This is a genomic window from Starkeya sp. ORNL1, assembly GCF_012971745.1.
Classification (GTDB): Bacteria; Pseudomonadota; Alphaproteobacteria; order Rhizobiales; family Xanthobacteraceae; genus Ancylobacter.
Genome location: NZ_CP048834.1, coordinates 3497265 through 3523655, shown reverse-complemented (window position 1 = coordinate 3523655; position 26391 = coordinate 3497265). Strand labels below are relative to the sequence as shown.

The window sequence follows — 26391 nt, the reverse complement described above, 5'->3', positions numbered from 1 at the left end:
AAACCAAGGGGCGGGAAGACGCCGCCTTGATCCCTTGCCCGGCGCGGAATAGGTTGCGCCGCCTCAATGAACCCGCCTGGCGCCAATTTCATGATCGACCCTTCGCTGCCGCCTCACATGCGACCCGACCGGTCGTTCCAGGGCCTCATTCTCGCGCTGCAACGCTTCTGGGCGGACAAGGGCTGCGTGATCCTGCAGCCCTACGACATGGAGGTCGGCGCCGGCACCTTCCATCCGGCCACCACGCTGCGCGCGCTCGGGCCGCTGCCGTGGAAGGCGGCCTATGTGCAGCCCTCGCGCCGCCCGAAGGACGGGCGCTATGGCGAGAACCCCAACCGGCTGCAGCATTATTACCAGTACCAGGTGATATTGAAGCCTTCGCCGCCGGACCTTCAGGAGCTCTATCTCGCCTCGCTCGACGCCATCGGCATCGACCTGCATCTGCACGACGTGCGCTTCGTCGAGGACGACTGGGAAAGCCCGACCCTGGGCGCCTGGGGCCTCGGCTGGGAATGCTGGTGCGACGGCATGGAAGTCTCGCAATTCACTTACTTTCAGCAGGTCGCGGGCTTCGAATGCGCCCCGGTCTCCGGCGAACTGACCTATGGGCTCGAGCGCCTCGCCATGTATGTGCAGGGCGTCGAGAACGTCTACGACCTGAACTTCAATGGCCGCGAGGGGGCAGAGAAGGTCAGCTATGGCGACGTCTTCCTGCAGGCCGAACAGGAATATTCGCGGCACAATTTCGAGCACGCCGACACGGTGATGCTGCTGGAGCAGTTCCGCATGGCGGAGGCCGCGGCGGCGAAATATCTCGAAGCCGGGTGGGCCGACGGATCGAAGACCCGCCATCTCATGGCGCAGCCCGCCTATGACCAGTGCATCAAGGCGAGCCACGTCTTCAATCTGCTCGATGCGCGCGGCGTCATCTCCGTCACCGAGCGGCAGAGCTACATATTGCGCGTGCGCGAGCTGGCGAAGGCCTGCGGCGCCGCCTGGCTGGCGACCGCCGCGGGTGGTGCGGGCGCCTAAACCCGCCCTAAGCCCGTGCCGCAGCCGCGGCTGCGGCGCCGTCGAAGATCTCGGTCCACTCCACCGCCTTGCCGTCCTCGAAGCGCCAGAGGTGCGCTATGCCGACCGTTGCGGTCTTGCCGGTGGCGTTGAAGGTCCAGCTGGCCCGGCCGAACATCGCCACCTTGTCGCCATCGGCGATGAACACCTCGGGGCGGAAGAATTGCATCGTCCAGGTGTCGCGCAACTGGTCGAGATAGGCGCTCAGCCGTTCGCGGCCCTGTCCCGGCCGGGTGAATTCGAGCCCGACCTCGTCTGCGCCGATCGTGTTGAGGCGGACATTATCATCCACGATTGCATGCCACATGCTGCAATCGCCGGCCTTGCAGGCATCCCACGCTATGTAAGCGCGCTTCACGCGCGCAACATTGTCTTCACTCCCCACGTCGCTCATGGCTAGCCTCCCCCAGGATCATGTTCGTGAACATGATCGATTCCCAAAGTGGGCGCATGATGTCGTCCGAAAACCGCGTCGCACTTTTCGGCATCATGCCCCAGGTCGCGAACGCGGGATTATCGCGCCAAACGTGCAGCGCCGTCCAATCAAACCCTGTTAGCGTGGTCCCTGGCCTTGACGGCGCGCTGAAGCTGGGCAATTTCGCCCCCGACTTCTCCGGCAACCCTGTCGGGGGTGCCGACATGGTGGCCGCCGCAATGCCTGATCTCCTGCTCGAACTGTTCTGCGAGGAAATCCCTGCGCGCATGCAGGCCACCGCGGCGGACAATCTCAGGAAGCTGGTGACCGATGCGCTGGTGGAGCGCGGCCTGGTCTATGAGGGCGCCAAGGCCTTCGTAACGCCGCGCCGTCTCGCGCTCGCCGTGCATGGCCTGCCTGCCGGCCAGCCGGACACCCATGAGGAGCGCAAGGGCCCGCGCGTCGGCGCGCCGGAGGCGGCGATCCAGGGCTTCCTCAAGGCGGCGGGGCTGGCTTCACTCGATGAAGCGATCGTTGAGTCCGATCCGAAGAAGGGCGAGTTCTATGTCGCCCGCATCCACAAGCACGGCCGGCCGACGCCGGAGGTGATCGCCGACATCGTGCCGGAGATCGTGCGCACCTTCCCCTGGCCGAAATCCATGCGCTGGGGCGAAGCATCCGCGAAGCCCGGCAGCCTTCGTTGGGTGCGCCCGCTGCAATCCGTACTCTGCACCTTCGGTCCGGAGACCGAGGAGCCGGAGGTGGTGCGCTTCGAGATTGACGGGCTGAAGTCCGGCGATGTCACCCGCGGCCACCGCTTCCTCAGCGAGGGCGAGATCAAGGTCCGCCGGCTCGACGACTGGATGGCCAAACTGGAAGCCGCCCATGTCGTGGTCGATCGCGAGCGGCGCAAGGACATCATCCTCAACGACGCCAAGGATCTCGCGCTGGCGCAGGGACTGGAACTGGTCGAGGACGCCGGCCTGCTGGAGGAGATCGCGGGGCTGGTGGAATGGCCGGTGGTGTTGCTGGGCGAGTTCGAGGAGCGCTTCCTCGACATTCCCGACGAGGTGATCCGCGCCACCATCCGCGCCAACCAGAAGTGCTTCGTGCTGAAGGATCCATCGAGCGGCCGGCTGGCGAACCGCTTCGTGCTGGTGTCGAACCTCGTCGCCAGCGATGGCGGCACGGCGATCGTCGCCGGCAATGGCCGCGTGATCCGCGCCCGCCTGTCCGACGCCAAGTTTTTCTGGGACACGGATCGGAAGACGACGCTAGAGAGCCGGCTGGGCAAGTTCGAGAGCATCACCTTCCACGAGAAACTGGGCTCGCAGGCGGAGCGCATCGCGCGCATCGTCAGGTTGGCGCGTGAACTGGCGCCGCGGGTTGGCGCCGATCCAGACCTAGCCGGGAAGGCCGCCCGCCTCGCCAAGGCGGACCTACTGACCGAGGTAGTCGGCGAGTTCCCTGAGGTGCAGGGCCTGATGGGCAAGTACTACGCTCGGCTCGAAGGCCTGCCCGAGGAGATCGCGGCAGCGTCCGAGGAGCACTACAGGCCGCAGGGGCCGTCGGATCGCGTGCCAACCGCGCCGGTCTCGGTGGCGGTGGCGCTTGCCGACAAGATCGACACGCTGGTCGGCTTCTGGTCGATTGACGAGAAGCCGACGGGGAGCAAGGACCCCTATGCGCTCCGCCGTGCGGCGCTCGGCGTGGTGCGGATCGTGCTCGAGAATGGGCTGCGCTTGCGGCTCGGTGCCTTGGTCGATGTCGACCTCCTCTCCTTCTTCGCCGATCGCCTGAAGGTGCACCTGCGCGAGCAGGGTGCCCGGCACGATCTCGTCGACGCTGTCTTCGCGCTCGAAGGCCAGGACGATCTGCTCATCGTCGTTCGCCGCGTCGAAGCGCTCGGGCGCTTCCTCGCCACCGATGACGGCAAGAACCTGCTGGCCGGCTACAAGCGCGCCGCCAACATCCTTCGCATCGAGGAGAAGAAGGACGGCGTCTCCTATGCGGGCCTCGTCGACGCCGACTTGCTGCAGGAGCCGGAGGAGCGCGCTTTGGCCGATGCCATCGCCAGCGCCGTTCCGCGCATCAATGTCGCTTTGGAGCGGGAGGATTTCGAGGGCGCGATGAGTGTCATCGCCACGCTGCGCGCCCCGGTCGATGCCTTCTTCGAGAAAGTGACGGTGAACGCCCCTGACGCCGTGCTGCGCGCCAACCGCCTGCGCCTGCTCGCCGACATCCGCACCGCGACCCGGTCGATCGCCGATTTCGACCGCATCGAGGGTTGAAGCGAACGTCATCCTGAGGTGCCCGGGCAAAGCCCGGGCCTCGAAGGATGCTCACACAGATGGGCGTCTTCTGCTCAGCATCCTTCGAGGCTCGCTTTGCTCGCGCCTCGGGATGACGTCGTAAAATAAGGCGTCAGGGAACCTTCCCTTACCTGCGGCCGTTCTCCGCAGGCCACCCCGCGGAGCCCGTCCCCATGCACCTCGACATCATCACGATTCAGCCGATCGTTGCCCTCATCGCCGGCATCCTGATCCTGGTCATGCCGCGCCTGCTGAACATGATCGTCGCCATCTATCTGATCTTTATCGGTGTCGTCGGGCTCATGGGCAAATTCTAGCTCTGGTCACTTCTTCAGCTGCGCGTCGAGGCTCCACGGCCCGGGGCCGGCGAAGAACAGGTAGAAGAAGACGAAGCAGTACAGCGCAGCCAACTCCCCGCCATTGATGATGGGGAAGAAATTCTGCGGCGCATGCACCATGAAATAGGCGACCGCGGTAAAGCCCGAAGCTATAAAGGCGGCTGGCCGCGAAAACAGGCCGAGCACCAGCAATGTGCCGCAGACCAGCTCGATGAGGCCTGACACGCCAGTCAGCGAGGCGATCTCGACGGGTGGCCGCCCGCTTGGCGGGAAGGACAGGATCTTCTGGGTGCCGTGCTGCAACAGCAGCAGCCCCGACATGAAACGCAAAAGGCTCAGCACGCGCGGCGTCCAGCTCGCCAAGGTCGTTTCCATGGACATGCACAATCCCCGATTATGTTGCACTGGCTCCCGGCCGCTTGCGAAGGTGCCGTAACGCCGCTTCCGCGACAACGCGCCGCGTGCTCACGTTCCGGTGCGCACGTCTGTCTCGCTGCAGTGCGAAGGGATGGATTGAACCGGAACGCGTGAACGGCTAGACCGTATGGTGGAAAAGCCGTCCGGGCGGGTTGCCTGGGCGGGCACCATAGCCTTGATACGACGAGATTTATCGCCGTTTCCGGAATTTCCATTCCACGCCGCGTAAAGGCCGCCGGCCTTGCGCCAACGGGGCATCCACCACATGACGAAATGGGTCTACACCTTCGGCGACGGCACCGCGGAAGGTGCGGCAGGCATGCGCAACCTCCTGGGTGGCAAGGGCGCCAACCTCGCGGAGATGTCCAATCTCGGCCTGCCGGTGCCTCCCGGCTTTACCATCTCGACTGAGGTGTGCACCTGGTATTACGCGCACGGCAACGCCTATCCGGACGAATTGAAGACGCAGGTCGCGGACGCCCTCGCCGATGTCGGCCGGCTCACCGGCCGCACCTTCGGCGATGCGGCGAGCCCGCTGCTGGTCTCGGTGCGCTCCGGCGGCCGGGCCTCCATGCCCGGCATGATGGACACCGTGCTGAACCTCGGCCTCAATGACGGGACGGTGGAAGCGGTGGCCGCCAGCTCCGGCGATGCCCGTTTCGCTTATGACAGCTACCGCCGCTTCATCCAGATGTACTCGAACGTGGTGCTCGATTTCCCGCACCATCATTTCGAGGAGGTGCTGGACGGCTTCAAAGCCGACAACGGCTATAATCTCGATACCGATCTTTCCGCCGATGACTGGAAGGAAATCGTGAAGCGCTACAAGGCGCTGGTCCAGCACGAGCTCGGCACGCCGTTCCCGCAGGATCCGCACGCCCAGCTCTGGGGCGCCATCGGCGCGGTTTTCGGTTCCTGGATGAACCAGCGCGCCATCGTCTATCGCCGCCTGCATTCCATCCCCGAGAGCTGGGGCACCGCGGTGAACGTGCAGGCCATGGTGTTCGGCAATATGGGCGACACCTCCGCCACCGGCGTCGCCTTCACCCGCAATCCGTCCACCGGCGAGAACGCGCTTTATGGCGAGTTCCTCATCAATGCCCAGGGCGAGGACGTGGTGGCCGGCATCCGCACCCCGCAGAACATCACCGAGATCGCGCGCAAGGCGGCCGGCTCCGACAAGCCGTCCATGGAAACCGCGCTGCCGGAGGTGTTCACCGAGTTCACCCGCGTCGCCGGCGTGCTGGAGCAGCACTATCGCGACATGCAGGACCTCGAATTCACCGTCGAGCGCGGCAAATTGTGGATGCTGCAGACCCGCTCCGGCAAGCGCACCGCCAAGGCCGCGCTGCGCATCGCGGTGGAACTCGCCGAAGCCGGCGTCATCACCCGGGAAGAGGCGATCTCCCGCGTCGAGCCGGCCGCGCTCGACCAGCTGCTGCATCCGATGCTCGATCCCAAGGCCGAGCGCCAGGTGATCGGCGGCGGCCTGCCGGCATCCCCCGGCGCCGCCTCCGGCGAGATCGTGTTCTCGGCGGACGAGGCCGAGCGGCTGAAGGCGCAGGGCCACAAGGTGATCCTGGTGCGCATCGAGACCTCGCCCGAGGACATTCACGGCATGCACGCCGCCGAGGGCATCCTGACCACGCGCGGCGGCATGACGTCGCACGCCGCCGTGGTGGCGCGCGGCATGGGCAAGCCCTGCGTGTGTGGCGCCGGCACGATCCGGGTCGATTATGCCGCAGGTACCATCACCTCCGGCGGGGTGACGCTGAAGAAGGGCGACATCCTCACCCTTGATGGCGGCAATGGCCAGGTGATGGCCGGCGCGGTGCGCATGCTCCAGCCCGAATTGTCCGGCGAGTTCGGCACGCTGATGGGCTGGGCCGACAGCGTGCGCCGCCTCAAGGTGCGCGCCAATGCGGAGACCCCGCTCGATGCCCGCACCGCCAAGGAGTTCGGCGCAGAGGGCATCGGGCTCTCCCGGACCGAGCACATGTTCTTCGATGCCGGGCGCATCCGCTCGGTGCGCGAGATGATCCTGGCCGACGACGAGAGGGGCCGCCGCGCCGCTCTCGCCAAGCTGCTGCCGTTCCAGCGACAGGATTTCACCGAGCTGTTCGAGATCATGGACGGCCTGCCGGTGACGATCCGCCTGCTCGATCCGCCGCTGCACGAATTCCTGCCGCACACCGAGGCCGAGATCGCCGAGGTGGCGGAAGCCCTGGGCGTGAGCGTCGCCAAGCTCACCGCCCGCAAGAAGGAGTTCGAGGAATTCAACCCGATGCTCGGCTTCCGCGGCTGCCGGCTCGCCATCGCCTTCCCGGAGATCGCGGAGATGCAGGCCCGCGCCATCTTCGAGGCGGCAGTTGAGGCCGAGAAGACCACCGGCAAGCCGGTGGTGCCCGAGGTGATGGTGCCGCTGATTACCGGCAAGCGCGAGTTCGACATCGTCAAGGACGTGATCGACGCCACTGCGCGGAAGGTCGAGGCCGAGACCGGCGCGAAGCTGGTCTATCAGGTCGGCACCATGATCGAATTGCCGCGCGCCGCGCTGAAGGCGGACGAGATCGCCGAGACCGCGGAGTTCTTCTCCTACGGCACCAATGACCTCACCCAGACCACCTATGGCATCTCGCGCGACGACGCCGGCACCTTCCTCAGTGCCTATGTGCAGAAAGGCATATTGGAGGCCGATCCGTTCGTGACGCTCGATCGTGACGGTGTCGGCGAACTGGTGAAGATCGCCACCGAGCGCGGCCGCAAGGTGCGCCCGGACATCAAGCTCGGCATTTGCGGCGAACATGGCGGCGATCCGGCCTCGGTGGCCTTCTGCGAGGAGGTCGGGCTCGATTACGTGTCGTGCTCGCCCTTCCGCGTGCCGATTGCCCGCCTCGCCGCCGCGCAGGCGGCGCTGAAGAGCAAGTCGACAGGGAAGGTCAAGGAGACCGCCGGGACCGCGTGAGGTCGCGCGGCTTCAACATCCCTTGAGGCCCGGACTGCGTCCGGGCTAGTAGTCCTCTATTGGCCGACTACGAGGGATGAGGCTTGCTCCCGGTACCACTTCATCCTGAGGTGCGCGCGGGGCGAGCCTCGAAGGATGCTCGCCTCGGCCGGCGCTTTGACGATTCGGTACTATAAGACCTTCGTCGTACAAAGCCGCGCGGCGGTCATCATTCGGTGCCACACTGGTTCGGTCGTCTTGCCGAGTCGTCCCATGCTGTTCCGAGCCACTCGCCCCGCCGCGCCGGAGCCCGAGCAATTCATGCTGCGGGTCGATGGTGAGGACATACCCATCAGCCTGCGCCGCAACCCCCGCGCGCGCAGGTACACGCTGCGCGTGCGCACTGCCGAGCGTGACGTGGTGCTTACCATGCCACCGCGGGGCTCGGCGCGGGAAGCCTTTGCCTTCGCCCAGCGCTACCGGGAATGGATCACCCACCGCCTGGCCCGGCTGCCCAAGGCGATTCCCTTCGAGCCCGGTGCCCTGATCCCGTTGCGCGGCGAGCCGCATCGGCTGGTTCACCGTACCAATGCTCGCGGCACGGTGTGGATCGAAGCCACGCCCGGCGGGCCACTGCTGTGCGTCGCCGGCGAGCTCGCCCATCTGTCCCGGCGGGTGCACGATTTCCTGAAGCGCGAGGCCCGGCGCGATCTCACCGAGGCGTCGCGCCGGTATGCAGCGGGGCTCAATGTCAGCATCGGCCGCATCACGCTGCGCGACACCGCGAGCCGCTGGGGGTCCTGCTCGTCCAGCGGGGCGCTGTCCTATTCGTGGCGGCTGATCTTCGCGCCCCCTTTTGTGCTCGACTATCTCGCTGCGCATGAGATCGCGCATCGGCGCGAGATGAACCACGGGCCGCGCTTCTGGAAGGCGGTCGACATGCTGTATCCCAATCGCGAGCGGGCCGAGCGCTGGCTGAAGGTGCACGGGCCCGAATTGCACCGCTACGGGGTTGAGACGGATTAGGCCTCGCCCACTCCACCGGCGTCATCCTGGCCGCAGCGCAGCGGAGAGCCGGGATCGCAAGAAAGTCCCGCGCAACACCTTCGTGCGATCCCGGACCGGCCTTCGGCCGTCCGGGATGACGACTATGGGGAATCGGGCTTCAGCCGTTGCCGCCAAACAGCTTGTCGAGCAGCCAATTGTCGAGGCCGGGAGCGCGTGACGCAGGCGTGTCGCCGCCCACGTCGCCGGGCGGGCGCGGATAATAGGACGGCCCGCCGGTAACCACCGGCTCCTCCGGCACGTCGCCGGCCGGCGGCGGCCCGTAATCCTGCATGTAGTCGCCGCCCGGCAGCGGCGCGATCGGCACGCCGTCATGCGCGGTGCGCATCACCCGGCTCCAGATCTCCACCGGCAGGCCGGAGCCGGAGGCTTTCTTGGTCGGCGAGGAATCGTCATTGCCGAGCCAGACGCTGGTGATGTAGCGCGAAGTGTAGCCGACGAACCAGGCATCGCGGAAATCCTGGCTGGTGCCGGTCTTGCCGGCCGCCGGCCAGCCGGGAAGCTCGGCTCGGCGCGCGGTGCCGGTCACCAGCGTCTCACGCAGCATGCGGTTCATCATGGCGACGTGCGGCGGCGCCATCACCTGGCCGCGGTTTTGTCCGGCATAGGAATAGAGGATCTTGCCCTTGGCATCGCGCACCCGGTCGATGATGTGCGGGGTCACGCCGATGCCGCCATTGGCGAACGGCGCATAGGCGGCCGCCATCTCCAGCGGCGAGACCTCCGAGGTGCCGAGCGCGATGGAGGGGTTCGGGTCGAGCTTGGAGGTGATGCCGAGCCGCTTCGCCGTCTTCGCCACCTCGGCCGGGCCGACCTCAAGCGCGAGGCGCACCGCCACCGTGTTCAGCGACAGCGAGAGTGCGGTGGTCAGCGTCACCGGCCCGCGATACTCGTGGGAGAAGTTCTCCGGCTTCCAGCCCTTCAACTTGATCGGCGCGTCCTCGCGCACGCTGTCGGGTGTGAGGCCCCGCTCCAGCGCGGTGAGGTACACGAACGGCTTGAACGCGGAGCCGGGCTGGCGCCGGGCGCTGACGGCGCGATTATACTGGCTGTCCTCATAGGATTTGCCACCGACCAGCGCCTTCACCGCGCCGTCGGTGTCCATCAGCACGATCGCGCCCTGCTCGACGCCGTAGCGCGCGCCATTGCGATTGAGCGAGTCAGTCAGCGCCTTCTCGGCGGCCGCCTGCATATTGCTGTCGAGGCTGGTCTGCACGATGACGTCGTGCTCGATGGTGCCGATCAGCGGCTCGAGCTGCTCCATGATCCAGTCGGCGGCATAGGCGGCGGGCTCCTGGCTCTGGTTCTTCGCCAGCACCGCCGGGCGTGCGGTCGCCGTCGCCGCCATGGCCGGCGTGATGAAGCCGGCATCCTGCATCGCTGCGATCACCAGCTCGGCGCGCTCCTGCGCGCCTTTCAGGTTGCGCGTCGGGGCAAGCGCGGAGGGCGATTTGACGAGGCCGGCCAGCATGGCGGCTTCCGAGAGCGTCACCTGCCGCGCCGACTTGCCGAAATAGCGCTGCGCCGCGGCCTCGACGCCATAGGCGCCGGCACCGAAATAGACGCGGTTCACATAGAGCTCGACGATCTCGTTCTTCGAATATTTGGCCTCCAGCCACAGCGCCAGGATCACTTCCTGGATCTTGCGGGAGAGGGTGCGCTCCTGGGTCAGGAACAGGTTCTTGGCGAGCTGCTGGGTCAGCGTCGAGCCGCCCTCGCGTAGCCGGCCGGAGGTGAGGTTCACCACCACGGCGCGGGCGAGGCCGAGCAGGTCGATGCCGAAATGGCTGTAGAAGCGCCGGTCCTCGATGGCGATGAAGGCTTGCGGCAGATAAGGCGGGAGCGCCCGCAGCGGCACCGCGGCGCCGCGCATGTCGCCGCGCGCAGCGATGGTCTTGCCGTCCTGGGCCTGGATGATGACGGTCGGCGGGCGCTCGGGGATGGCGAGGTTCTGGATGGCGGGCAGCTGGCTCGCCTCATAGGCGACGAGGCCGGTCAGGCCGATCACGCCCCACAGGCCGAGCACGAAGACCCAATAGAACAGCCGCCTCCAGCCCCGCTTGCGGCGCGGTGCGGTGCGGCTGCGCGCGCGGGGCTTCACGACGGGCAGGGGCAGAGCGGGCGGGAATGGCCTCGATCCTCGGTTCGCTGTCACGGGGCGCCCGCGGCGAGGATCGCGTGTCCGGGCCGCGGATCACCGCTGGCCGATCGTCAGGGCCGAGCCGCAGATCGACGATGGCGCCGGGCGCGCTCAATACCGGCTCGCGCCGACCCTCGCCCTTGCGCCGTCTCATCTATCCCGCTTCCCTCACGCCACCGGCGGTAAACGAACCCTAAATCGGACCGTTTAAAGGGCGGGTTAATGGCGGGATTTTGCGGACGCTGCGTCAGGCCGGCGTCCACTCTCGGTCAGCTCGCCCGGGCGGCCTCGGTGTCGTCATCGGCGTCGAGCACCTGGAGCAGCGCGCGGCGTATCGCGGAGTGGCGCGCCGCGCCGATGATCTTCGCGCCCATCAGGTCGGTGACGTAGAACACGTCGACCGCGCGCTCGCCGAAGGTCGCGACATGCGCCGAGGCGATGTTGAGATTGAGCCGTGACAGCGTCTGCGTCAGCCCATAGAGCAGGCCCGGCCGATCGAGCCCGGACACCTCGACCACGGTGTGGCGGTTCGACCAGGAATTGTTCAGCGTCACTTCCGGTTCGACGGTGAAGGCACGTGGGCGCTTCGGCATCTTCTTCGCCACCACTTCCGGCAGGCTGATTTCGCCGGAGAGCGACTTCTCGATCGAGGCGGAGATGCGCTCGGCGCGGCGGATCTCGTCGGAATCCTGCTCGAAGGCGCGGGTCAGCGCGATGGTGTCGAGCGCGCGGCCGTCGGTGGTCGTGCTGATCTGCGCGTCGACGATGTTGGCCCCGGCCGCCGCGCAGGCCCCGGCGATCACCGCCAGCAGCTTGGGATGATCCGGCGCCAGCACGGTGAGCTCGGTGATGCCGCGCTGGGCGTCGATATTGGTCGCGGTGGCGAGCGCACGGCCGGCCGTTTCCGCCTCGGTGACGAAGCGGGCATGGGCGAGCTTGTGGTCGAGGTCGGCGCGCAGCCAATAGGCCGGGTAGTGCCGCGCCATGTAGCGCTCGACCTCGTCCGGGCTCCAGTCCGGCACCGCGGCGCGGAACTCGGCCTGGGCGCGGGCGACGCGGCGGGCGCGGTCGGTCTCGGAGAACCCTCCGGTGACCACCGGCTCGGTCTCGTAATAGAGCGTGCGCAGCAGCTGGGACTTCCAGTTGTTCCACACTCCCGGGCCGACCGCGCGGATATCGGCGGTGGTGAGGATCAGCAAGAGCTTCATCCGCTCCAGGTTTTGCACCACGGCGCCGAAATTCTCGATGGTCTTGCGGTCGGAGAGGTCGCGCGACTGCGCGATGGTCGACATGGTCAGATGATGCTCGATCAGCCAGGCCACGGTGTCGATGTCGGCGGCATTGAGGCCGAAGCGCGGGCCGAGCCGCCGCGCCACCTTGGCGCCGGCGGTCGAGTGGTCCTCCGGCCGGCCCTTGGCGATGTCGTGCAGGAAGGTCGCGACGTAGAGCAATTGGCGGTTCTTGATCTGCGCCATCAGCTCATTGGCGATGCCATATTCGGGGCGGTCGCCACGCTCGATCTCGGAGAGCACGCCGATCGAGCGGATCAGATGCTCGTCCACCGTGTACGAGTGGTACATGTTGAACTGCATCATCGCGACGACACGGCCGAACTCGGGCACGAAGCGGCCGAGCACGCCGGTCTCGTTCATGCGCCGCAGCACGATCTCCGGTTCGCGCTTCGAGCAGAGTATGTCGACGAACAGCCGGTTCGCCTCGGCATCCTCGCGCACCCGCTGGTCGATCAGCTTGAGCGAACGGGTAGCGAGGCGCATCGCGTCGGGGTGGAAGGCAAGGCCGTGCCGGTCGGCGAGGTGGAATATGCGGATCAGATTGATCGGATCGCGACCGAAGGCGCTGGCATCGGCGACATTGATGCGGTCATTGTCGACGATGAGGTCGTTGGTCTCCTTCAGCGCGCGCCGCGGCGAACGCTTCAGCCGCGCGATCATGCGGTTCAGCCGCGGCACCGGCTTGTCGTGGCGTTCCTCGAGCGCCGCGGAGACGATGGCGGTGAGATCGCCGACATCCTTGGCGACGAGGAAATAGTGCTTCATGAAGCGTTCCACGTCCTTCAGGCCGGGATGCTCGGTATAACCGAGCCGCTCCGCCATCTCGCGCTGCAGGTCGAAGGACAGCCGCTCCTCGGGCTTGCCGGCTAGGAAGTGCAGATGGCAGCGCACCGACCAGAGGAAATCCTCGCAGCGGCGGAAGATCGCCGCCTCCTCGTCGGTGAACATGCCCTTGGCGACCAGTTCCTTCGTCTCGTGGACGCGGTAGACATATTTGGCGATCCAGAACAGCGTGTGCAGGTCGCGCAAGCCGCCCTTGCCGTCCTTGACGTTCGGCTCGACCAGATAGCGCGACTGGCCGGCGCGCTTCAGCCGCTCCTCGCGCTCGGCGAGCTTGGCGGCGACGAACTCCACCGCGGTGCCTTCCACAACGTCGCGGTCGAAGCGCTGCGCCAGCTGGTCGAACAGCGCCTTTTCGCCGAGCAGGAAGCGCGCTTCCAGGAGCCCGGTGCGGATCGTCATGTCGCCGCGCGCCTGGCGGATGCATTCGTCGACCGAGCGGGTGGCGTGGCCGACCTTCAGTCCCATGTCCCACAGCACATAGAGCATCGCCTCGGCGACGCTCTCGCCCCAGGCGGTCTGCTTGTAGGGCAGCAGGAACAATATGTCGGTGTCGGAGCCCGGCGCCATCAGCCCGCGCCCATAGCCGCCGACCGCGACGATCGCCATGCGCTCGGAGGTCGAAGGATTATCCGAGGGATAGAGGAAGCGCACCACCAGCTCATAGACCAGGCGGATGATCTCGTCCTGCAGGCGGGACAGCCGCTCGGCGCAGCGCCGGCCGGAGCCGTCCAGCGTCAGCCACAGCTCGGCCGTGGCATGGCCTTCCGCATAAGCCCGCTTCAGCCGCTTGGCGACTGCGGCGCGCAGTTCGGTTTCGCGGCCTGCCTTGGTGTGGGCGAGCACCGATGTCGCCAGCGCGGTGAGTTCAGCCCGCATGGCCTCGATGTCGAACATGTCCTTGAAGTGGAAATCGGAGCGGCGGCGACGGCGGATTTCGTTCATGGGGCGGCCCGGCTGATTAGTCCTCCGCTTTATCCGATCGGGCCGCTCGCGTCATCGTGCGGCGCGGGAGAGCGGCGGGGTCCCGGCACGAAAAACATGCCCGGCACGAGGCCGGGCATGTCGTTCCAGATCAAACGTGTCGGGCGGATACTACTGCGACGGCGCGCCGCTCGCCGAGCGGGCTTCCGCCATCGTCTTGAACTGCGGCGCGGTGTTCAGCTCTTCCTTGGTCATGGCGACGACGAGCTTCTGGCCGCTGTCGGTCGGCGCCATGGTCAGCGAATCGAAGGATATCGCCACCGCTTTGGCGCCGATGCCGAGGAAGCCGCCGACATCGATCACCGCGGCGACCGCCTTGCCATCCTTCTCGAACAGGATGTCGCTGATATCGCCGAGCTTCTCGTCGTTTGCGGTCACCACGTCGGTGCCGATCAGGTCGGAGCTGAGCATCTGCCCGCCGGCCTGCGCATCAACGAATCTGGGGGTGTTCGGGGCGATGGTGGTGGTCGCCGGCGGCGTCGCCATTTTCTCGGCCGGCGCCGGAGTCAACGGGGGCGTGACCGGATCGGTCGCAGCCGGCGGCGTAGTGTCGGGTGCTGTCGGGCTCTGCGCCAGCGCCACGGCGGGGCTGAGAGCCAGGGCGGCAAGGGCGGTCAAGGTAGCCAGCTTGTTCGTCATCACAAATCTCCCAGTCAAATGTCGATAGCGTCGCGGCCATATGGCCGTCTGCTTCGACAATCGCCCGATAGAAGATTTGGTTCCCCAGTATATGTTCTAGAAATGGATGCTTATGGATAAAAATGCCGCAAGGGAACATAAGCAAGTCAAATATGAGATGCGCGCCGGCATCGAGAATAAATCAAGACGATAATCAATTGATCGTCGAAATATCGGCGACGCACACTGTCATTTCTTCAGTGGCGATGCTGGAATTCAGGCCGCCTACGGCAGACAGGCACCCGCGCGGTGTCGGGCCGTTGCTGCGCGTCCGCGCCTTTTCCCGCTCGCCCTTGATGACGACCGACGTCGCCGTATCGGAAACCGTGCGCACCGACGCCGGCTGCTGGCCGCTGAACGCGACCGGAACCGGCAGGCGGGAGGTCTTTGCCGTACGGTTCACCATTGTCGCCGATGAACTGTCTGCCGGGCTCGCGTGCACGGCAGCCTGCGTCTGCGCGCCCGCAAGCCGGGACGCCGCGATCGCGCTGACCCAGCTCCCGGAGAGCGCGAGCGGCAAAGCGATGACGAGGCCGGTGAGGACGCCGGAAGCGAAGCGGGTGTTCGGAAGGCGAAGCATGATCGTGCCCTCGTCGAGGTCGGCTCATGCCCACGGCACGCACTACGAAGCCCGGCGCAATACACCGCGCCGCCGCAGATCCGCGAGCGTCAAAAAGATTCGGGTGCGCCAGTTGCACGGCGCACCGGCAACAACGCACAAATATTTACGCGGTTCCGGGATATCCACGGCTTGAGCGGGTTCTCGTTGCAAAAGTCGTTCAACTTTTGCGGAACAGGCCCCGGCGGCGTGAGGATCAGCGACCAGGCGAGAGGTGCTGCTCGGGCACGGTGACGCGGCAGACCAGTCCGTCGGGCGCGAATTCGAGGCTGACCTCGCCATCGAGGGCGCGCGAGAGATTCCGCTCGATGACGAGCGAGCCGAAGCCGCGGCCTTCGGGCTTGGCAACCGGCGGGCCGCCGGTCTCCTTCCATTCCAGCCGGATGCCTCCGCCCTTCTCGATCGGCCGGTGCGCCCAGATGATGTCGACATGGCCGCCCGGCACCGACAACGCGCCGAACTTCGCCGCATTGGTCGAGAGTTCATGCAGGGCGAGGCCAAGATTCTGCGCCGCTTCCGGACGCAGCAGGATGTCGGGTCCGGTCACCGACACCTGGCTGTTGTCGCGGTCAAGATGATGGCCGAGCTGCGAGCGCACCATGTCGTTCAGCGAGGCTCCGTGCCAGCTCTCCTGCACCAGCAGGTCGTGGGAGCGGGCAAGCGCCTGCAACCGGGCGCTGAACTGCTCGACGAAATCGTCCGTGGTGCCGGCATGGCGTGCGGTCTGGCGGGCCATCGCCTGGATGACGGCGAGCAGGTTCTTGGAGCGGTGCGTCAGCTCACGCATCAGGAGCCGCAGATGCCGCTCATTCTCCTTGCGCTCGGTGACATCCACCGCTGCCCCGGTGAGGCCGACCGTATGGCCGGCAATGTCGCGCAGCGATTCGATGTGCAGGTCGTACCAGCGCGGGCCGCCTGGCTCGGCGATCTCGACCTCGCCCTTGCGCGGTTCGCTGGTGCTGATCGCCTCGCGCTTGAGCTGGTTGGCGGTAAGCGAGGAGGCCGCACCGAGCAATTCGCCATCGGTGGCGCCGAGCACCTTCTCCACCGGAAAGCCGAACAGCGGCTTGCTCACCGAGGTATAGCGCAGGTCGCGGTCCTGGGTGAAAATCGCGACGTTCGAGCCGCGCAGCGCCATTTCATAGCGTTGCAGCGCGCTTGCCAATTCCAGTGCCAGGCGGCGCTGCTCGCTCGCCACATAGCCCGGCGAGGGCAACCGCAGCAATGTGCCGAGATTGAGCCAGAGCGTGACGGCGGCGACCAGCGTCAGCGCCGCCACCCCGATGCGCGCCGCCGACTGCAGCCACGGCACATAGGTGGTGCCGTCCAGATTGGCGAGGAAGGACAGCAGCCCGACGCAGAGCACCAGCGCCGCGAACAAGGCGGCGAGCCAGCGCGCCCGGATCGAGAGATCCGGCCGCGCCCGCATGAAACGCAACAGCGCAAACGCGATCGCCACCGAGCCGATCGCTGTCACCAAGCGTGCGGCATCGTCAATGCCGCTGATGAACGAGTCCATAGTCGATCAGGCGGTGGCCCGCTGCTCCCGGGGGCGGGCCTTGCGTTCGAAGAATAGCGCCTGGCTGATGACCGCGGCCACTGTCGCCGGCTGGAACGGCTTGGCGATGAGGAAGGCCGGCTCCGGCCGCACGCCGGTCAGGAAGCGCTCGGGATAGGCAGTGATGAAGATGACCGGCACTTCCACGCTCTCGATCAGTTCATTGACCGCATCGAGGCCGGAGCTGCCGTCGGCGAGCTGGATGTCGGCGAGGACGAGACCTGGGATCTTGCGCCGGGCCAGCGCGACCGCTTCCGTATGGGTGCGGGCAATGCCGGTGACGCGGTGGCCGAGACTTTCCACCAGCCCTTCGAGATCGAGAGCGATGAAGGGCTCGTCCTCGATGATGAGCACATCGGTGGCGATCTCGGAGGCGAGCTCACGGCCGGCCTCTTCGACGAGGCTGCGCAGCCGCGCGACGCTGATGTCGAGAATCTCCGCGGCGTCTTCCTCGTCGAAGCCTTCAAGCGACACCAGGAGGAACGCCTGCCGTACCATTGGCGTTATGTGTCCGAGGCGCTCCTCGGCCTTGGCCGGAGCAGGGCCCTTATCTACCTCGCCATTGATGGAAACCGAATTCCACAGGCTGGTGAGCAGCTTATAGAGGCCTACCCGGGGATCGAGCTCGGCTTCGAGCGATTGCGGATCGGCAATCAGCATCTCCAGCATGGCGGTGACATAGGCGTCGCCCGCGGCCTGGGTGCCGCTGAGAGCGCGGGCATAACGGCGTAGGAAGGGAAGGTGCTGTGCAACAAGTTGGGATGTGCTCACAAGTGTCTCCCCCACGCTGGAGCATGTGCGATAAAGCCCAACCTAACGCGCATCGCCGGCTTTGTGTTCCTCGCGCGGGTGGAAAAAATCAGTCGGAAATTTTTACCAGTGGGCGGAACCCATTGCCAACCGGCTTGTTATTGTGCGCACCAAAGAGCCGGGGACGCCCCCTCGCCGGCATGCTCGGAGGCTCAATGACGGGAAGAAAAAGCATGGAAGACGAGCAGTCTGGAGCCGGCGCGGAGAATGACGCCGGAGCTACGGTTTCGGTGCTGCGGCGCGGTTCGCCGGGCACTTCGGGAAATTCGCGGAATTCCGATTCAACCCTTGGAAATGACGTTCAGGCGAAGATCGGCCAGCATTTGCGTGCCATGTATGACGACGTGGTCCGGCAGGGCGTGCCGGATCGTTTCATGGACCTGCTCGCGCAGCTTGATCGACCCGATGCCGATCGACAGGCCGAGCAGCGCCCGGCCTCGCGTAGTCGCGAGGAGGGGTCTGAACAGTGAAGACAGTCGATCCGACACTACGCGACGACATCATAGCGGCAATCCCCAATCTGCGCGCTTTCGCGATCTCGCTGAGCGGCAGCGTCGACCGGGCGGACGATCTGGTGCAGGAAACCCTGCTGCGGGCCTTCGCCAACATCGGCAGCTTCCGGCCGGGCACCAACCTCTCGGCCTGGCTGTTCACAATTCTTCGCAACCTGTTCCGGTCGGAATACCGCAAGCGCCGCCGTGAAGTGCCGGATTCCGACGGCGCCTTTGCCGCGACGCTGACGACACATCCCGACCAGAACACGCATCTCGATTTCGAGGATTTCCGCGCCGCGCTCGACCGGCTGCCGGCAGATCAGCGCGAAGCCCTGGTTCTGGTCGGTGCTTCCGGCTTCTCCTATGAGGAGGCGGCGGACATCTGCCAGTGTGCGGTCGGCACCATAAAGAGCCGCGTCAATCGCGCCCGCCGCCGGCTCGGCGAAATGCTCTCCATCGACACTGCCGAGGATTTCGGCCCCGACCGGCCGACTCGCGCCATATTGACGGCGACCGATCGGCCCTGAGAGCCGCTCGCGTCTGCGTGTGAATAAACAAAAACGCCCCCGGAAGGGGGCGTTTTCGGGTGGGAAGCGGCAGCTGCCGCTATGGCGTGCCGCGCCGCATGAAGCCCATCACCGCCGAGATCAGGAACAGGATGATGGCGACGAAGAAGATGATCTTCGCGATCTCGATCGCCGTTCCGGCAATGCCGCCAAAGCCGAGCACAGCCGCGATCAAGGCGACGACCAGGAACGTAAGCGCCCAACCAATCATGTGAACCTCCGGTATGTGTTCCGGCAAGAACAACGAGTGATCGGGACGGTGGTTCCGCAGTAGTCGGCTAAAGGCGCTGCGCCAACTCCGGGCCGATCGCCTTCGCCTCGGCCACGAGCGCGGCGGCGATCGGCGTCATCGGCTCGCGGTCGAGCACCACGAGGCCGATCTCGTGCAGCACTTCGGGCTCGACGATGGGGATGGAGCGGATCGTCTTGGGAAAGGCGAACACGTCGGCCAGCGTGGTCGGCACCACGCTCGCCCATTCCCCGGTACGCACATGGGCCAGCAGCGCGATGGTGGAATTGGATTCCAGCATCGGCGCCGCAGTGTGGCCGGAGCGTTGCAACTGGCCGTCGACGATGCGCCGGTTCTGCATGTCGGGGGTCAGCAGGCAGAGCGGCACCTCGGCGATCTCCTCCCACGTCACCGACGCGCGCTCGCCGAGCGGAGCATCCACCGAGGTGATGAAGCGGTAGCCCTCGCGATAGAGCGGCACCGATTTCACCCGTCCGAGCGGATCATTGTCGAGATAGGTGACGCCGGCATCGACCTCGAGATTCTCGATCAGCCGCAAGATTTCGTTCGACGTCGCCGAGGTCAGGGTGAAGCGAACATTGCTATGCTTGTTGCGGAACGGCGTCGTCAGCTCGACCAGCATCGGCATGGCGGTGGGGATGGCGGCGATACGCAGATGCCCGCTCAGCCCCTTGCGCAGCGCCGCGATCTCCTGGCGCATCGCCCGTGCGTCGCCGACGATGCGCCGCGCCCATTGCAAGGCGCGCTCACCTTCCGGCGTGAAGCCGATGAAGCGCGAGCCGCGCTCGACCAGGCGCACGCCGAGCACTTCCTCGAGCTGTTTCAGCCCTGCGGAGAGCGTCGGCTGGGTGACGCCGCAGGCTTCCGCCGCCCGGCCGAAATGGCGCTCCTTGGCGAGCGCGAGCAAAAGTTCGAATCGGTCGAGCACGCGGAACGCTTCCCGGCAACAACGGTAAACCTCGCTTGTATCAGAAGCGCCCGGGTATGCGAATTGGAGCGATGTAACTCTGCGGCAGTCGTCCCGGCTCGGTAAAACAGCGATGTCATCCAGGCGGGTATAGCGCCGTCATCCCGGATCGGCCTTTGGCCGTCCGGGATGACGGCAACATCTGGAAAGTCTATTCGGCTGCGCCCCGCAGCAGGTCCGCGGGCGCTGCGGTGTCGGGTCGCTCGCCGTCGAATTCCAGCTGCTCGATGCGCGCGCCGCGCCGGGCGATCTTGTCGGACGAGATCAGCACCTGCGCAACATCGTCGCCCACCTGGGTGAAATGCTTCTGCAGATTGCCGACGCGGTCACGCAGCCGGACGATGTCGGCAACCAGCGCGCCGCATTCGGCGCGGATCAGGTCCGCCTGTTCGCGCATCCGCGCATCCTTGACGATGGCCTGCACCACCTGGATCGCCAGCATCAGCAGCGAGGGCGAGACCAGTATGACCCGAGCGCGGAAGGCGCGCTGGATCACGTCGTCGAAATGCTCATGGAGTTCGCCGTAGACCGACTCCGACGGCACGAACATCAGTGCCACGTCCTGGGTGTCGCCGGCCACTACATAGCGCTCGGCAATGTCGCCGATGTGCCGGGCGACATCCTGCTTCACGCGGGTCTCCGCCTGCTTGCGGGCCTCCCCGCTCGCGGCCTCGCGATAGGCGGTCACCGCTTCCAGCGGGAATTTGGAATCGACCAGCAGCGGGCGCCGGTCGCCCGGCAGGAAGATGGCGCAGTCCGCCCGCCGCCCGTTCGGCAGCGTGTGCTGGAAGGCGAAGCTGTCGCGCGGCAGCCCGTCGGCGACGATGGCCTGCAGCCGCCCCTCGCCGAAAGCGCCGCGCGCCTGCTTGTTGGCGAGCGTCTCGCGCAGCGAGATCACCTGGTCGGACAATTCGCCGAGGCTCGCGCGCGCCTGGTCGACCAGGGCAAGGCGCTCATTGAGCTTGACGAGGTTCTCATGCGTCGCCTCGCTGGCACGGGCAATGCTCTCGCCGACACGGTGCGAGGAGGCGTCGAGCCGCTCGGCCACCGCGCGGGCGAGGTCGCTCTGGCGCTGGGACAGCACCTCCGCCATGGTCTGCACCCGGCCCGAGGTCTCCGCCTGTATCCGCGCGAGCTGGAGCAGGCGTTCCTCCAGCCCATGCGCGCGCTCGGCCTGCGCGTGGGCCTCCTCGGCGCGATCGCGCGCGCTGCGCGACACCGAGACCAGCACGCCGATCAGCAGCAGAAATGCGAACGCCGCCGCGCCGATGACGAGCTCAGCGAGCGTGATCGCATAGGCGCCGAGCGTGAACACGATCTGTCCCATGGGACCCCTTCTAGCGCGATTCGAATACCGGCGCGAACGAAAAGGGAACATGCGCCGGTATACTCCGTTGACCGGCGCGATCTCCTCGCTTATTTCGCTGTCATGTCTGTCCGTCCGCTCGTCATCATTCCAGATTCGCGTCTGCGTCTCGTCTCCGATCCCATTGTCCGGGTCGATGCGAAGGTGCGCGCGCTGGTCAGCGACATGTTCGAGACCATGTACGACGCCCCCGGCATCGGGCTGGCGGCAATCCAGATCGGCGTGCCGGAGCGTGTCGTCACCATCGACACCGCGCGCGAGGACGAGGAGAAGTCCCCGCTGGCGCTGATCAACCCGGAGATCGTCACCGCCTCCGAGGAGTTGTCGGTCTATCAGGAAGGCTGCCTCTCGATCCCCGAATATTATGAGGATGTCGAGCGGCCGGCGCGCGTCACCGTGCGCTTCATGGACCTGAACGGCGAGATCCGGGAGATCGAGGCCGACGGCCTGCTCGCCACCTGCGTCCAGCACGAGATCGATCACCTGAACGGCGTGCTGTTCATCGACCACATCTCCAAGCTCAAGCGCGACCGCGTGGTGAAGAGATTCACCAAGGTGGCGAAGGAGAAGGAGCGCGAGGGCGGGGCCTGAGCTCCTACCCCCGCCGCGGGATCCGCCATGCGCATCGTCTTCATGGGAACGCCGGACTTCGCGGTGCCGACGCTGGCCGAGATCGTCGGCCGCGGCCACGAGGTGGTCGCCGTCTATACGCGAGCACCGGCGGCCGGCGGGCGGCGCGGGCTCGATCTGGTGCCCTCGCCGGTGCACCGCACCGCCGAGCGCCTCGGTATCCCGGTGCTGCACCCGAAGACGCTGCGCACGGAGGAGGCTGCCGAGACCTTCCGCGCCCATGAGGCTGACCTCGCTGTGGTGGTCGCCTATGGCATGATCCTTCCGCGCGCCATTCTCGACGCACCGCGACTCGGCTGCGTGAACCTTCATGCTTCACTCTTGCCGCGCTGGCGCGGTGCTGCGCCGATCCAGCGCGCCATCATGGCCGGCGATGCCGAGACCGGTGTCGCGGTCATGCGGATGGAGGAGGGGCTCGATACCGGGCCGGTCGGCCTCGTCGAGCGTGTCACCATCGCCCCCGACATGACGGCCGGCGAGCTGCACGACCGGCTGATGCTGGTCGGTGCCGACCTGATGGGCCGGGCGCTGGCAGCGCTGGAGCGCGAGGCGCTCGGCTTCACGCCGCAGCCGACCGATGGCGTGACCTATGCCGCCAAGATCGACAAGGCCGAGAGCCGCATCGACTGGTCCCGCCCGGCGCAGGCTGCGCACGACCATATTCGCGGCCTGTCGCCCTTCCCCGGTGCCTGGTTCGAGCTGGACGGCGCGCGGGTGAAGGTGCTGCGCTCGACGCTCGCCCCCGGCCACGGGGCGCCGGGCGAGCTGCTCGACGACGCGCTCGCCATCGCTTGCGGCGCGGGGGCGGTACGCCTCGTCGAGGTGCAGAAGGCCGGCAGCCGGGCCATGCCGGCGGCCGAATTCCTGCGCGGAACGCCGCTCGCCAAGGGTACCCGGCTCGGCTGAGATCGCGAATTCCTCGAGACCGCCTTGCTCTAGCCCCCTCCAGCCTCGCTCCGACCCACCCCTGACCATACGGGAACCATGCCGGCTCCATGGCGTTGACGCGCCGGGGTCAGCCCCGCCTGACGACGGTACGCATGAGAGAGGGATGCCATGTTCAAGATCATCGCCGTATCCGCCTTGGCGCTCAGCGCCGCGGCCTGCACCACGACTGAGCGCTATGCCGGTACCGGCGCGCTCATAGGCGGCGGCACTGGCGCCATCATCGGCGGAGCGACGGGTGGTGGCACGGGAGCTGCGGTCGGCGCCGCGGTCGGTGCTGGCACAGGCGCCCTCGTCGGCGCGGCGGTCTCGCCCGGCGACTGCTGGACCCGCGACCGCTGGGGCAATCGCATCCGCGTCCGCTGCTGACGACACGATCCATTGCGAAAGAGCGGGCCCGGCAGGGCCCGCTTTTTTGTGCAGCGCTTGCGCGCGACCGGCACGACAGCTAGTCCTCGCCGCATGACAGCGCTCAATGGCCGGTCGGCCCACATCTATAAAATCTGTTCGCGCACGCTCTGGAATGCCGCGGAAGCCGCCGGCCGTTTCGAGGGGGCGCCGGTCGATCTCGCCGACGGCTATATCCATTTCTCGACGGCGATGCAGGTCGCCGAGACGGCTGCCAAGCATTTCAAGGGACAGGGCGACCTCGTCCTGGTCGCCATCGATCCCGCCGTGCTCGATCCGACGGCCTTGCGGTGGGAACCCTCGCGTGGTGGGCATCTGTTCCCGCACCTTTACGCCGCCCTGCCGCTGGCGGCGGTGGCCTGGGTGCAACCGCTTCCCCTCGATGCCGACGGCGCCCACCGCTTCCCGGAACTCGCATGAGCTCCCTGCTCGATCTCGCCCTTCCCTTCGCGCGGCTGCTCGATCCGGAAACGGCGCACGGCCTCTCCATTCGCGCGCTCGCCTGCCTCCCGCCGCGCGTCGCGCCGGCGGATGACAAGCGGCTCGCGGTCGAGGCGTTCGGCCTGCGCTTCCCCAATCCGGTCGGGCTCGCCGCCGGCTTCGACAAGGAGGCCGAGGTGCCGGATGCCGGCCTTGGTGCCGGCTTCGGCTTCGTCGAGGTCGGCACGATTACGCCACGCCCGCAGCCGGGCAATCCGCGCCCGCGCAATTTCCGTCTGGTCGAGGATCGCGCCGTCATCAACCGCTACGGCTTCAACAGCGGCGGCCATGGTCCCGCCCGGGCGCGCCTCACCGCGCGCAAGGGCCGTCCGGGGATCGTCGGCGTCAATGTCGGTGCCAACAAGGACGCCGCCGACCGCGCCGCCGACTATGCCGCCGGCATCACCGCCTTTGCCGGCGTCGCCTCCTATTTCACCGCGAACGTTTCTTCGCCCAATACGCCCGGCCTGCGCGACCTCCAGGAGGAGCGCGCGCTCGACGACCTGCTTGCGCGCGCCCTGGAGGCGAGAGACCGCGCGGCCCCCGGCGTGCCGGTGCTCTTGAAGATCGCACCGGACCTTGCGCTGCCGCATCTCGATGCGGTGGTGGGCGTGGCGCGCCGACGCGGCGTCGAGGGCATGATCGTCTCCAACACCACCATCGCGCGCCCGGCGAGCCTGCGCTCGCCGCACCGCGGCGAGGCCGGCGGCCTGTCGGGCCGGCCGCTGTTCGCGCTGTCGACGCGGATGCTGGCGGAGACCTATGTGCGGGTGGAAGGCGCCTTTCCGCTGGTTGGTGCCGGCGGCATCGACAGCCCCGAGACGGCCTTCGCCAAGATCGAGGCGGGGGCCAGCCTGATCCAGCTCTATTCCAGCCTGGTCTATGAGGGGCTCGGCCTGGTGCCGCGGATCAAGGACGGTCTGCGGCGCCGGCTGGCGCGAGAGGGCGTGGCCTTGAAGGACGTGGTCGGCCGCGCCGCCCCGCGCCTCGTCGCCGAGCCGTTCCCGGCTTGAGGTAACTCCTCTCCCCGCGGGGGAGAGCGAAGTGAGAACCCTCCGCTACCCGAACGTCCTTCGCACCAAAGCCGGCATGCGCCAGGCCTGGAACAGGCCGCGTCCGGCCATGAAGGACAGATAGGCGCACCACAGCCCGGTATTGCCGAAGCTAAGCGTCGCCGCCCATACCACGAAGAATAGCGTGACGGCCGGCAGCATCAGGTTGCGCATGTCGCGCGACCAGGTGGCGCCGGAATAGATGCCGTCATAGGAGAAGGCGGCGACGCCGAGGATCGGCGTCAGCGCCGCCATAGGCAGGAAGGCGCGCGCCACCTCGCGCACCTGTTCATTGGCGGCGAGCAGGTCGATCACCGCGCCGCCGCCCAGCACCAGCAAGAGGCTCGCCGGCACCGCGAAGCCGAAGCCCCACATCAGCACCATGCGTACCGCGCGCATGAAGCCGGGCCGGTCGCGCGCCCCGACGCTCTGGCCGCAAATCTGTTCGGCAGCGGTCGAGAAGCCGTCGAGAAAGAAGGCGGTGACCATGACGATGTTGTAGAGCACGGCGTTCGCCGCCAGCGTCACATCGTCATGGCGGGCGCCCTGTGCGGCGAAGAACAGCAGCACCAGCATCAGCAGGCCGGTGCGCACCATGATGTCGCTGTTCACCGCCACCGTCTCGATCACGCGGCTGCGGTCGAGCACGATCGGCATCGGCACGCGCCAGCCGCGGCCGAGCAGGCGGCGGGCGGCGGTGAGGCCGGCAACGGTGCCGATCACTTCCGCCAGCAGGTTCGCCAGCGCGGCGCCGGCGACGCCGAAATCCCAATGCAGCACGAGCAGCAAGGTGAGGCCGCCATTGGCAATGGCGATCAGGATTTGCAGGCCGAGCCCGATATCGGTGCGGGCGACGCCGACGAGCCAGCCGAGCACGGAAAAATTGGCGATGGCGAAGGGGGCAGAGAGGATGCGGATGGAGAAATAGACGCCTGCCGCCGCGGTCACTGCGGCGCTGGTGCCCATCAGCGTGAAGGCGAGGTGCGCCACCGGAACATGGACGGCGACCAGCACAAGGCCGATGGCGAAGGAGATCAGCACGGCGCGGATCAGCGCGGCGCGCACCTCGGTCGGATCGTTGCGGCCGAGCGCCTGCGCGGTCAATCCGGCGGTGCCCATGCGCAGCGAGCCGAACACCCAGAACAGGAAATCGAACAGCAGCGCGCCGACCGCCACCGCGCCGAGCAGCACGGCGTCGCCGAGCCGGCCTATGGCGCCGGTGGCGACGAGGCCGAGCAGCGGCGTCGTCATCTGCGCCAGCGTCGCCGGCAGCGCGATGGCGAGGAAGCGCCGGTGGGTGACGGTCGCGCCGTCAGCGCCGATCGCGATGCTCATGGGAGACTCGTGGCGTGTGCCTGGCGGGCCTGGAGCATGTTCCGCAAAAGTTGAATGACTTTTGCGATCAGAACATGCTCCAGCGTATTGAATCTAGAGCACTTTCTTATTGTTCGGATGGTTCCATCCGAACGGAAAGGGCTTTAGTGCCCGCTGCGCGCCACCCGCATGATCAGCCAGAGCGGAATGACGATCACCGCGCCGAGCAGGAAATAGCGCCACAGCCGCTCGAACGCCTCGAAGCTGAAATTGAACAGATTGCGCACCAGCCGCTCGATGCTCTGCAGGATATTGAGCGGATCGAGGCCGAGCGCGCTCAATATCACGCCCACCACCACCGACAGCAGGATCAGGCGCACCAGCACCCAGACGGGAGAGCCGCCCATCCAGCGGGCGACCTGATTGTCGGACATCG

Annotated in this window: 24 protein-coding genes and 1 pseudogene; 12 read left to right on the top strand and 13 right to left on the bottom strand. The window is 66.9% G+C overall.

All coding sequences use genetic code 11. The features are described from left to right. Window positions 1–90: 90 nt before the first annotated feature. Window positions 91–1032 carry a glycine--tRNA ligase subunit alpha gene (locus G3545_RS16745; RefSeq protein ID WP_170014418.1) on the top strand — a complete coding sequence of 314 codons (942 nt, stop codon included), beginning with the start codon at window positions 91–93 and terminating at the stop codon, window positions 1030–1032. A gap of 7 nt (window positions 1033–1039) precedes the next feature. On the opposite strand, the gene G3545_RS16740 is transcribed toward G3545_RS16745, so the two are convergent. Next, window positions 1040–1465, bottom strand: a complete 426-nt coding sequence (locus tag G3545_RS16740; RefSeq protein ID WP_170014417.1) for a nuclear transport factor 2 family protein — start codon at window positions 1463–1465, stop codon at window positions 1040–1042. Between the two features lie 260 nt (window positions 1466–1725). Here G3545_RS16740 and glyS point away from each other — a divergent pair, with 260 nt between their 5' ends. Both glyS and G3545_RS16730 read left to right on the top strand, forming a co-directional pair. Continuing rightward, window positions 1726–3777, top strand: a complete 2052-nt coding sequence (gene glyS / locus G3545_RS16735) for a glycine--tRNA ligase subunit beta (protein WP_170018124.1) — start codon at window positions 1726–1728, stop codon at window positions 3775–3777. A gap of 194 nt (window positions 3778–3971) precedes the next feature. Beyond that, entirely contained in the window at window positions 3972–4115 is a 144-nt protein-coding gene (locus G3545_RS16730; RefSeq protein WP_170014416.1) for a DUF3096 domain-containing protein, read from the top strand. Between the two features lie 6 nt (window positions 4116–4121). Here G3545_RS16730 and G3545_RS16725 read toward each other — a convergent pair whose 3' ends face one another. After that, on the bottom strand, window positions 4122–4517 hold the full coding sequence (locus G3545_RS16725) for a DoxX family protein (protein WP_170014415.1): 396 nt from the start codon (window positions 4515–4517) through the stop codon (window positions 4122–4124). Between the two features lie 301 nt (window positions 4518–4818). On the opposite strand from G3545_RS16725, the gene ppdK reads away from it, so the two are divergent. Together ppdK and G3545_RS16715 are read left to right on the top strand one after the other, a co-directional pair. Then, entirely contained in the window at window positions 4819–7518 is a 2700-nt protein-coding gene (ppdK, locus tag G3545_RS16720) for a pyruvate, phosphate dikinase (protein WP_170014414.1), read from the top strand. Window positions 7519–7770: 252 nt separating this feature from the next. Continuing rightward, a complete protein-coding gene (locus G3545_RS16715; RefSeq protein ID WP_170014413.1) occupies window positions 7771–8523 on the top strand; it encodes a SprT family zinc-dependent metalloprotease in 753 nt (250 codons plus the stop codon). A 139-nt stretch (window positions 8524–8662) separates the two neighbouring features. Here G3545_RS16715 and G3545_RS16710 read toward each other — a convergent pair. The 6 genes and pseudogenes from G3545_RS16710 to G3545_RS16685 form a co-directional block, all read right to left on the bottom strand. Next, window positions 8663–10663 (bottom strand): annotated as a pseudogene (locus G3545_RS16710) (penicillin-binding protein 1A); the annotation flags it as partial. Between the two features lie 308 nt (window positions 10664–10971). After that, window positions 10972–13779, bottom strand: coding sequence for a [protein-PII] uridylyltransferase (locus tag G3545_RS16705; RefSeq protein ID WP_170014411.1), 2808 nt, complete (start codon window positions 13777–13779; stop codon window positions 10972–10974). A 150-nt stretch (window positions 13780–13929) separates the two neighbouring features. Beyond that, the gene (locus G3545_RS16700; protein ID WP_170014410.1) at window positions 13930–14457 is read right to left on the bottom strand and encodes a PRC-barrel domain-containing protein; all 528 of its coding nucleotides are present in this window, start codon (window positions 14455–14457) and stop codon (window positions 13930–13932) included. 193 nt (window positions 14458–14650) lie between these two features. Then, on the bottom strand, window positions 14651–15076 hold the full coding sequence (locus G3545_RS16695) for a hypothetical protein (protein ID WP_170014409.1): 426 nt from the start codon (window positions 15074–15076) through the stop codon (window positions 14651–14653). A 235-nt stretch (window positions 15077–15311) separates the two neighbouring features. Beyond that, window positions 15312–16634, bottom strand: a complete 1323-nt coding sequence (locus G3545_RS16690; RefSeq protein WP_170014408.1) for an HWE histidine kinase domain-containing protein — start codon at window positions 16632–16634, stop codon at window positions 15312–15314. Between the two features lie 6 nt (window positions 16635–16640). Further along, complete coding sequence (locus G3545_RS16685) at window positions 16641–17444, bottom strand: response regulator (protein WP_170014407.1); 804 nt, start codon at window positions 17442–17444, stop codon at window positions 16641–16643. Between the two features lie 212 nt (window positions 17445–17656). Here G3545_RS16685 and G3545_RS16680 point away from each other — a divergent pair, with 212 nt between their 5' ends. Both G3545_RS16680 and G3545_RS16675 read left to right on the top strand, forming a co-directional pair. After that, window positions 17657–17953 carry a NepR family anti-sigma factor gene (locus G3545_RS16680; RefSeq protein WP_170014406.1) on the top strand — a complete coding sequence of 99 codons (297 nt, stop codon included), beginning with the start codon at window positions 17657–17659 and terminating at the stop codon, window positions 17951–17953. After that, window positions 17950–18504, top strand: coding sequence for a sigma-70 family RNA polymerase sigma factor (locus tag G3545_RS16675; RefSeq protein ID WP_170014405.1), 555 nt, complete (start codon window positions 17950–17952; stop codon window positions 18502–18504). The genes G3545_RS16680 and G3545_RS16675 overlap by 4 nt, the downstream gene beginning before the upstream one ends. 79 nt (window positions 18505–18583) lie before the next feature. On the opposite strand, the gene G3545_RS16670 is transcribed toward G3545_RS16675, so the two are convergent. The 3 genes from G3545_RS16670 to rmuC form a co-directional block, all read right to left on the bottom strand. Further along, window positions 18584–18754, bottom strand: coding sequence for a DUF1328 domain-containing protein (locus G3545_RS16670; RefSeq protein WP_170014404.1), 171 nt, complete (start codon window positions 18752–18754; stop codon window positions 18584–18586). 67 nt (window positions 18755–18821) lie between these two features. After that, window positions 18822–19721: a LysR family transcriptional regulator gene (locus tag G3545_RS16665; RefSeq protein WP_170014403.1), complete on the bottom strand. Its 900-nt coding sequence runs from the start codon at window positions 19719–19721 to the stop codon at window positions 18822–18824. A gap of 190 nt (window positions 19722–19911) precedes the next feature. Then, complete coding sequence (gene rmuC / locus G3545_RS16660) at window positions 19912–21087, bottom strand: DNA recombination protein RmuC (protein WP_170014402.1); 1176 nt, start codon at window positions 21085–21087, stop codon at window positions 19912–19914. A 102-nt stretch (window positions 21088–21189) separates the two neighbouring features. On the opposite strand from rmuC, the gene def reads away from it, so the two are divergent. The 5 genes from def (at window position 21190) to G3545_RS16635 (ending at window position 24602) form a co-directional block, all read left to right on the top strand. Further along, the gene (gene def, locus G3545_RS16655) at window positions 21190–21717 is read left to right on the top strand and encodes a peptide deformylase (protein ID WP_170014401.1); all 528 of its coding nucleotides are present in this window, start codon (window positions 21190–21192) and stop codon (window positions 21715–21717) included. A gap of 27 nt (window positions 21718–21744) precedes the next feature. Then, complete coding sequence (gene fmt / locus G3545_RS16650) at window positions 21745–22662, top strand: methionyl-tRNA formyltransferase (protein WP_170014400.1); 918 nt, start codon at window positions 21745–21747, stop codon at window positions 22660–22662. Window positions 22663–22812: 150 nt separating this feature from the next. Further along, window positions 22813–23070: a glycine zipper domain-containing protein gene (locus tag G3545_RS16645; RefSeq protein WP_170014399.1), complete on the top strand. Its 258-nt coding sequence runs from the start codon at window positions 22813–22815 to the stop codon at window positions 23068–23070. Between the two features lie 93 nt (window positions 23071–23163). Continuing rightward, window positions 23164–23529 (top strand): DUF952 domain-containing protein, encoded by a 366-nt coding sequence (locus G3545_RS16640; RefSeq protein WP_170014398.1) that lies wholly within the window; start codon window positions 23164–23166, stop codon window positions 23527–23529. After that, a complete protein-coding gene (locus G3545_RS16635; RefSeq protein ID WP_170014397.1) occupies window positions 23526–24602 on the top strand; it encodes a quinone-dependent dihydroorotate dehydrogenase in 1077 nt (358 codons plus the stop codon). The genes G3545_RS16640 and G3545_RS16635 overlap by 4 nt, the downstream gene beginning before the upstream one ends. A 45-nt stretch (window positions 24603–24647) precedes the next feature. On the opposite strand, the gene G3545_RS16630 is transcribed toward G3545_RS16635, so the two are convergent. Both G3545_RS16630 and G3545_RS16625 read right to left on the bottom strand, forming a co-directional pair. Further along, window positions 24648–25976 (bottom strand): MATE family efflux transporter, encoded by a 1329-nt coding sequence (locus G3545_RS16630; RefSeq protein WP_170014396.1) that lies wholly within the window; start codon window positions 25974–25976, stop codon window positions 24648–24650. A gap of 143 nt (window positions 25977–26119) precedes the next feature. Beyond that, window positions 26120–26389: a DUF6460 domain-containing protein gene (locus G3545_RS16625; RefSeq protein WP_170014395.1), complete on the bottom strand. Its 270-nt coding sequence runs from the start codon at window positions 26387–26389 to the stop codon at window positions 26120–26122. Window positions 26390–26391: the final 2 nt, after the last annotated feature.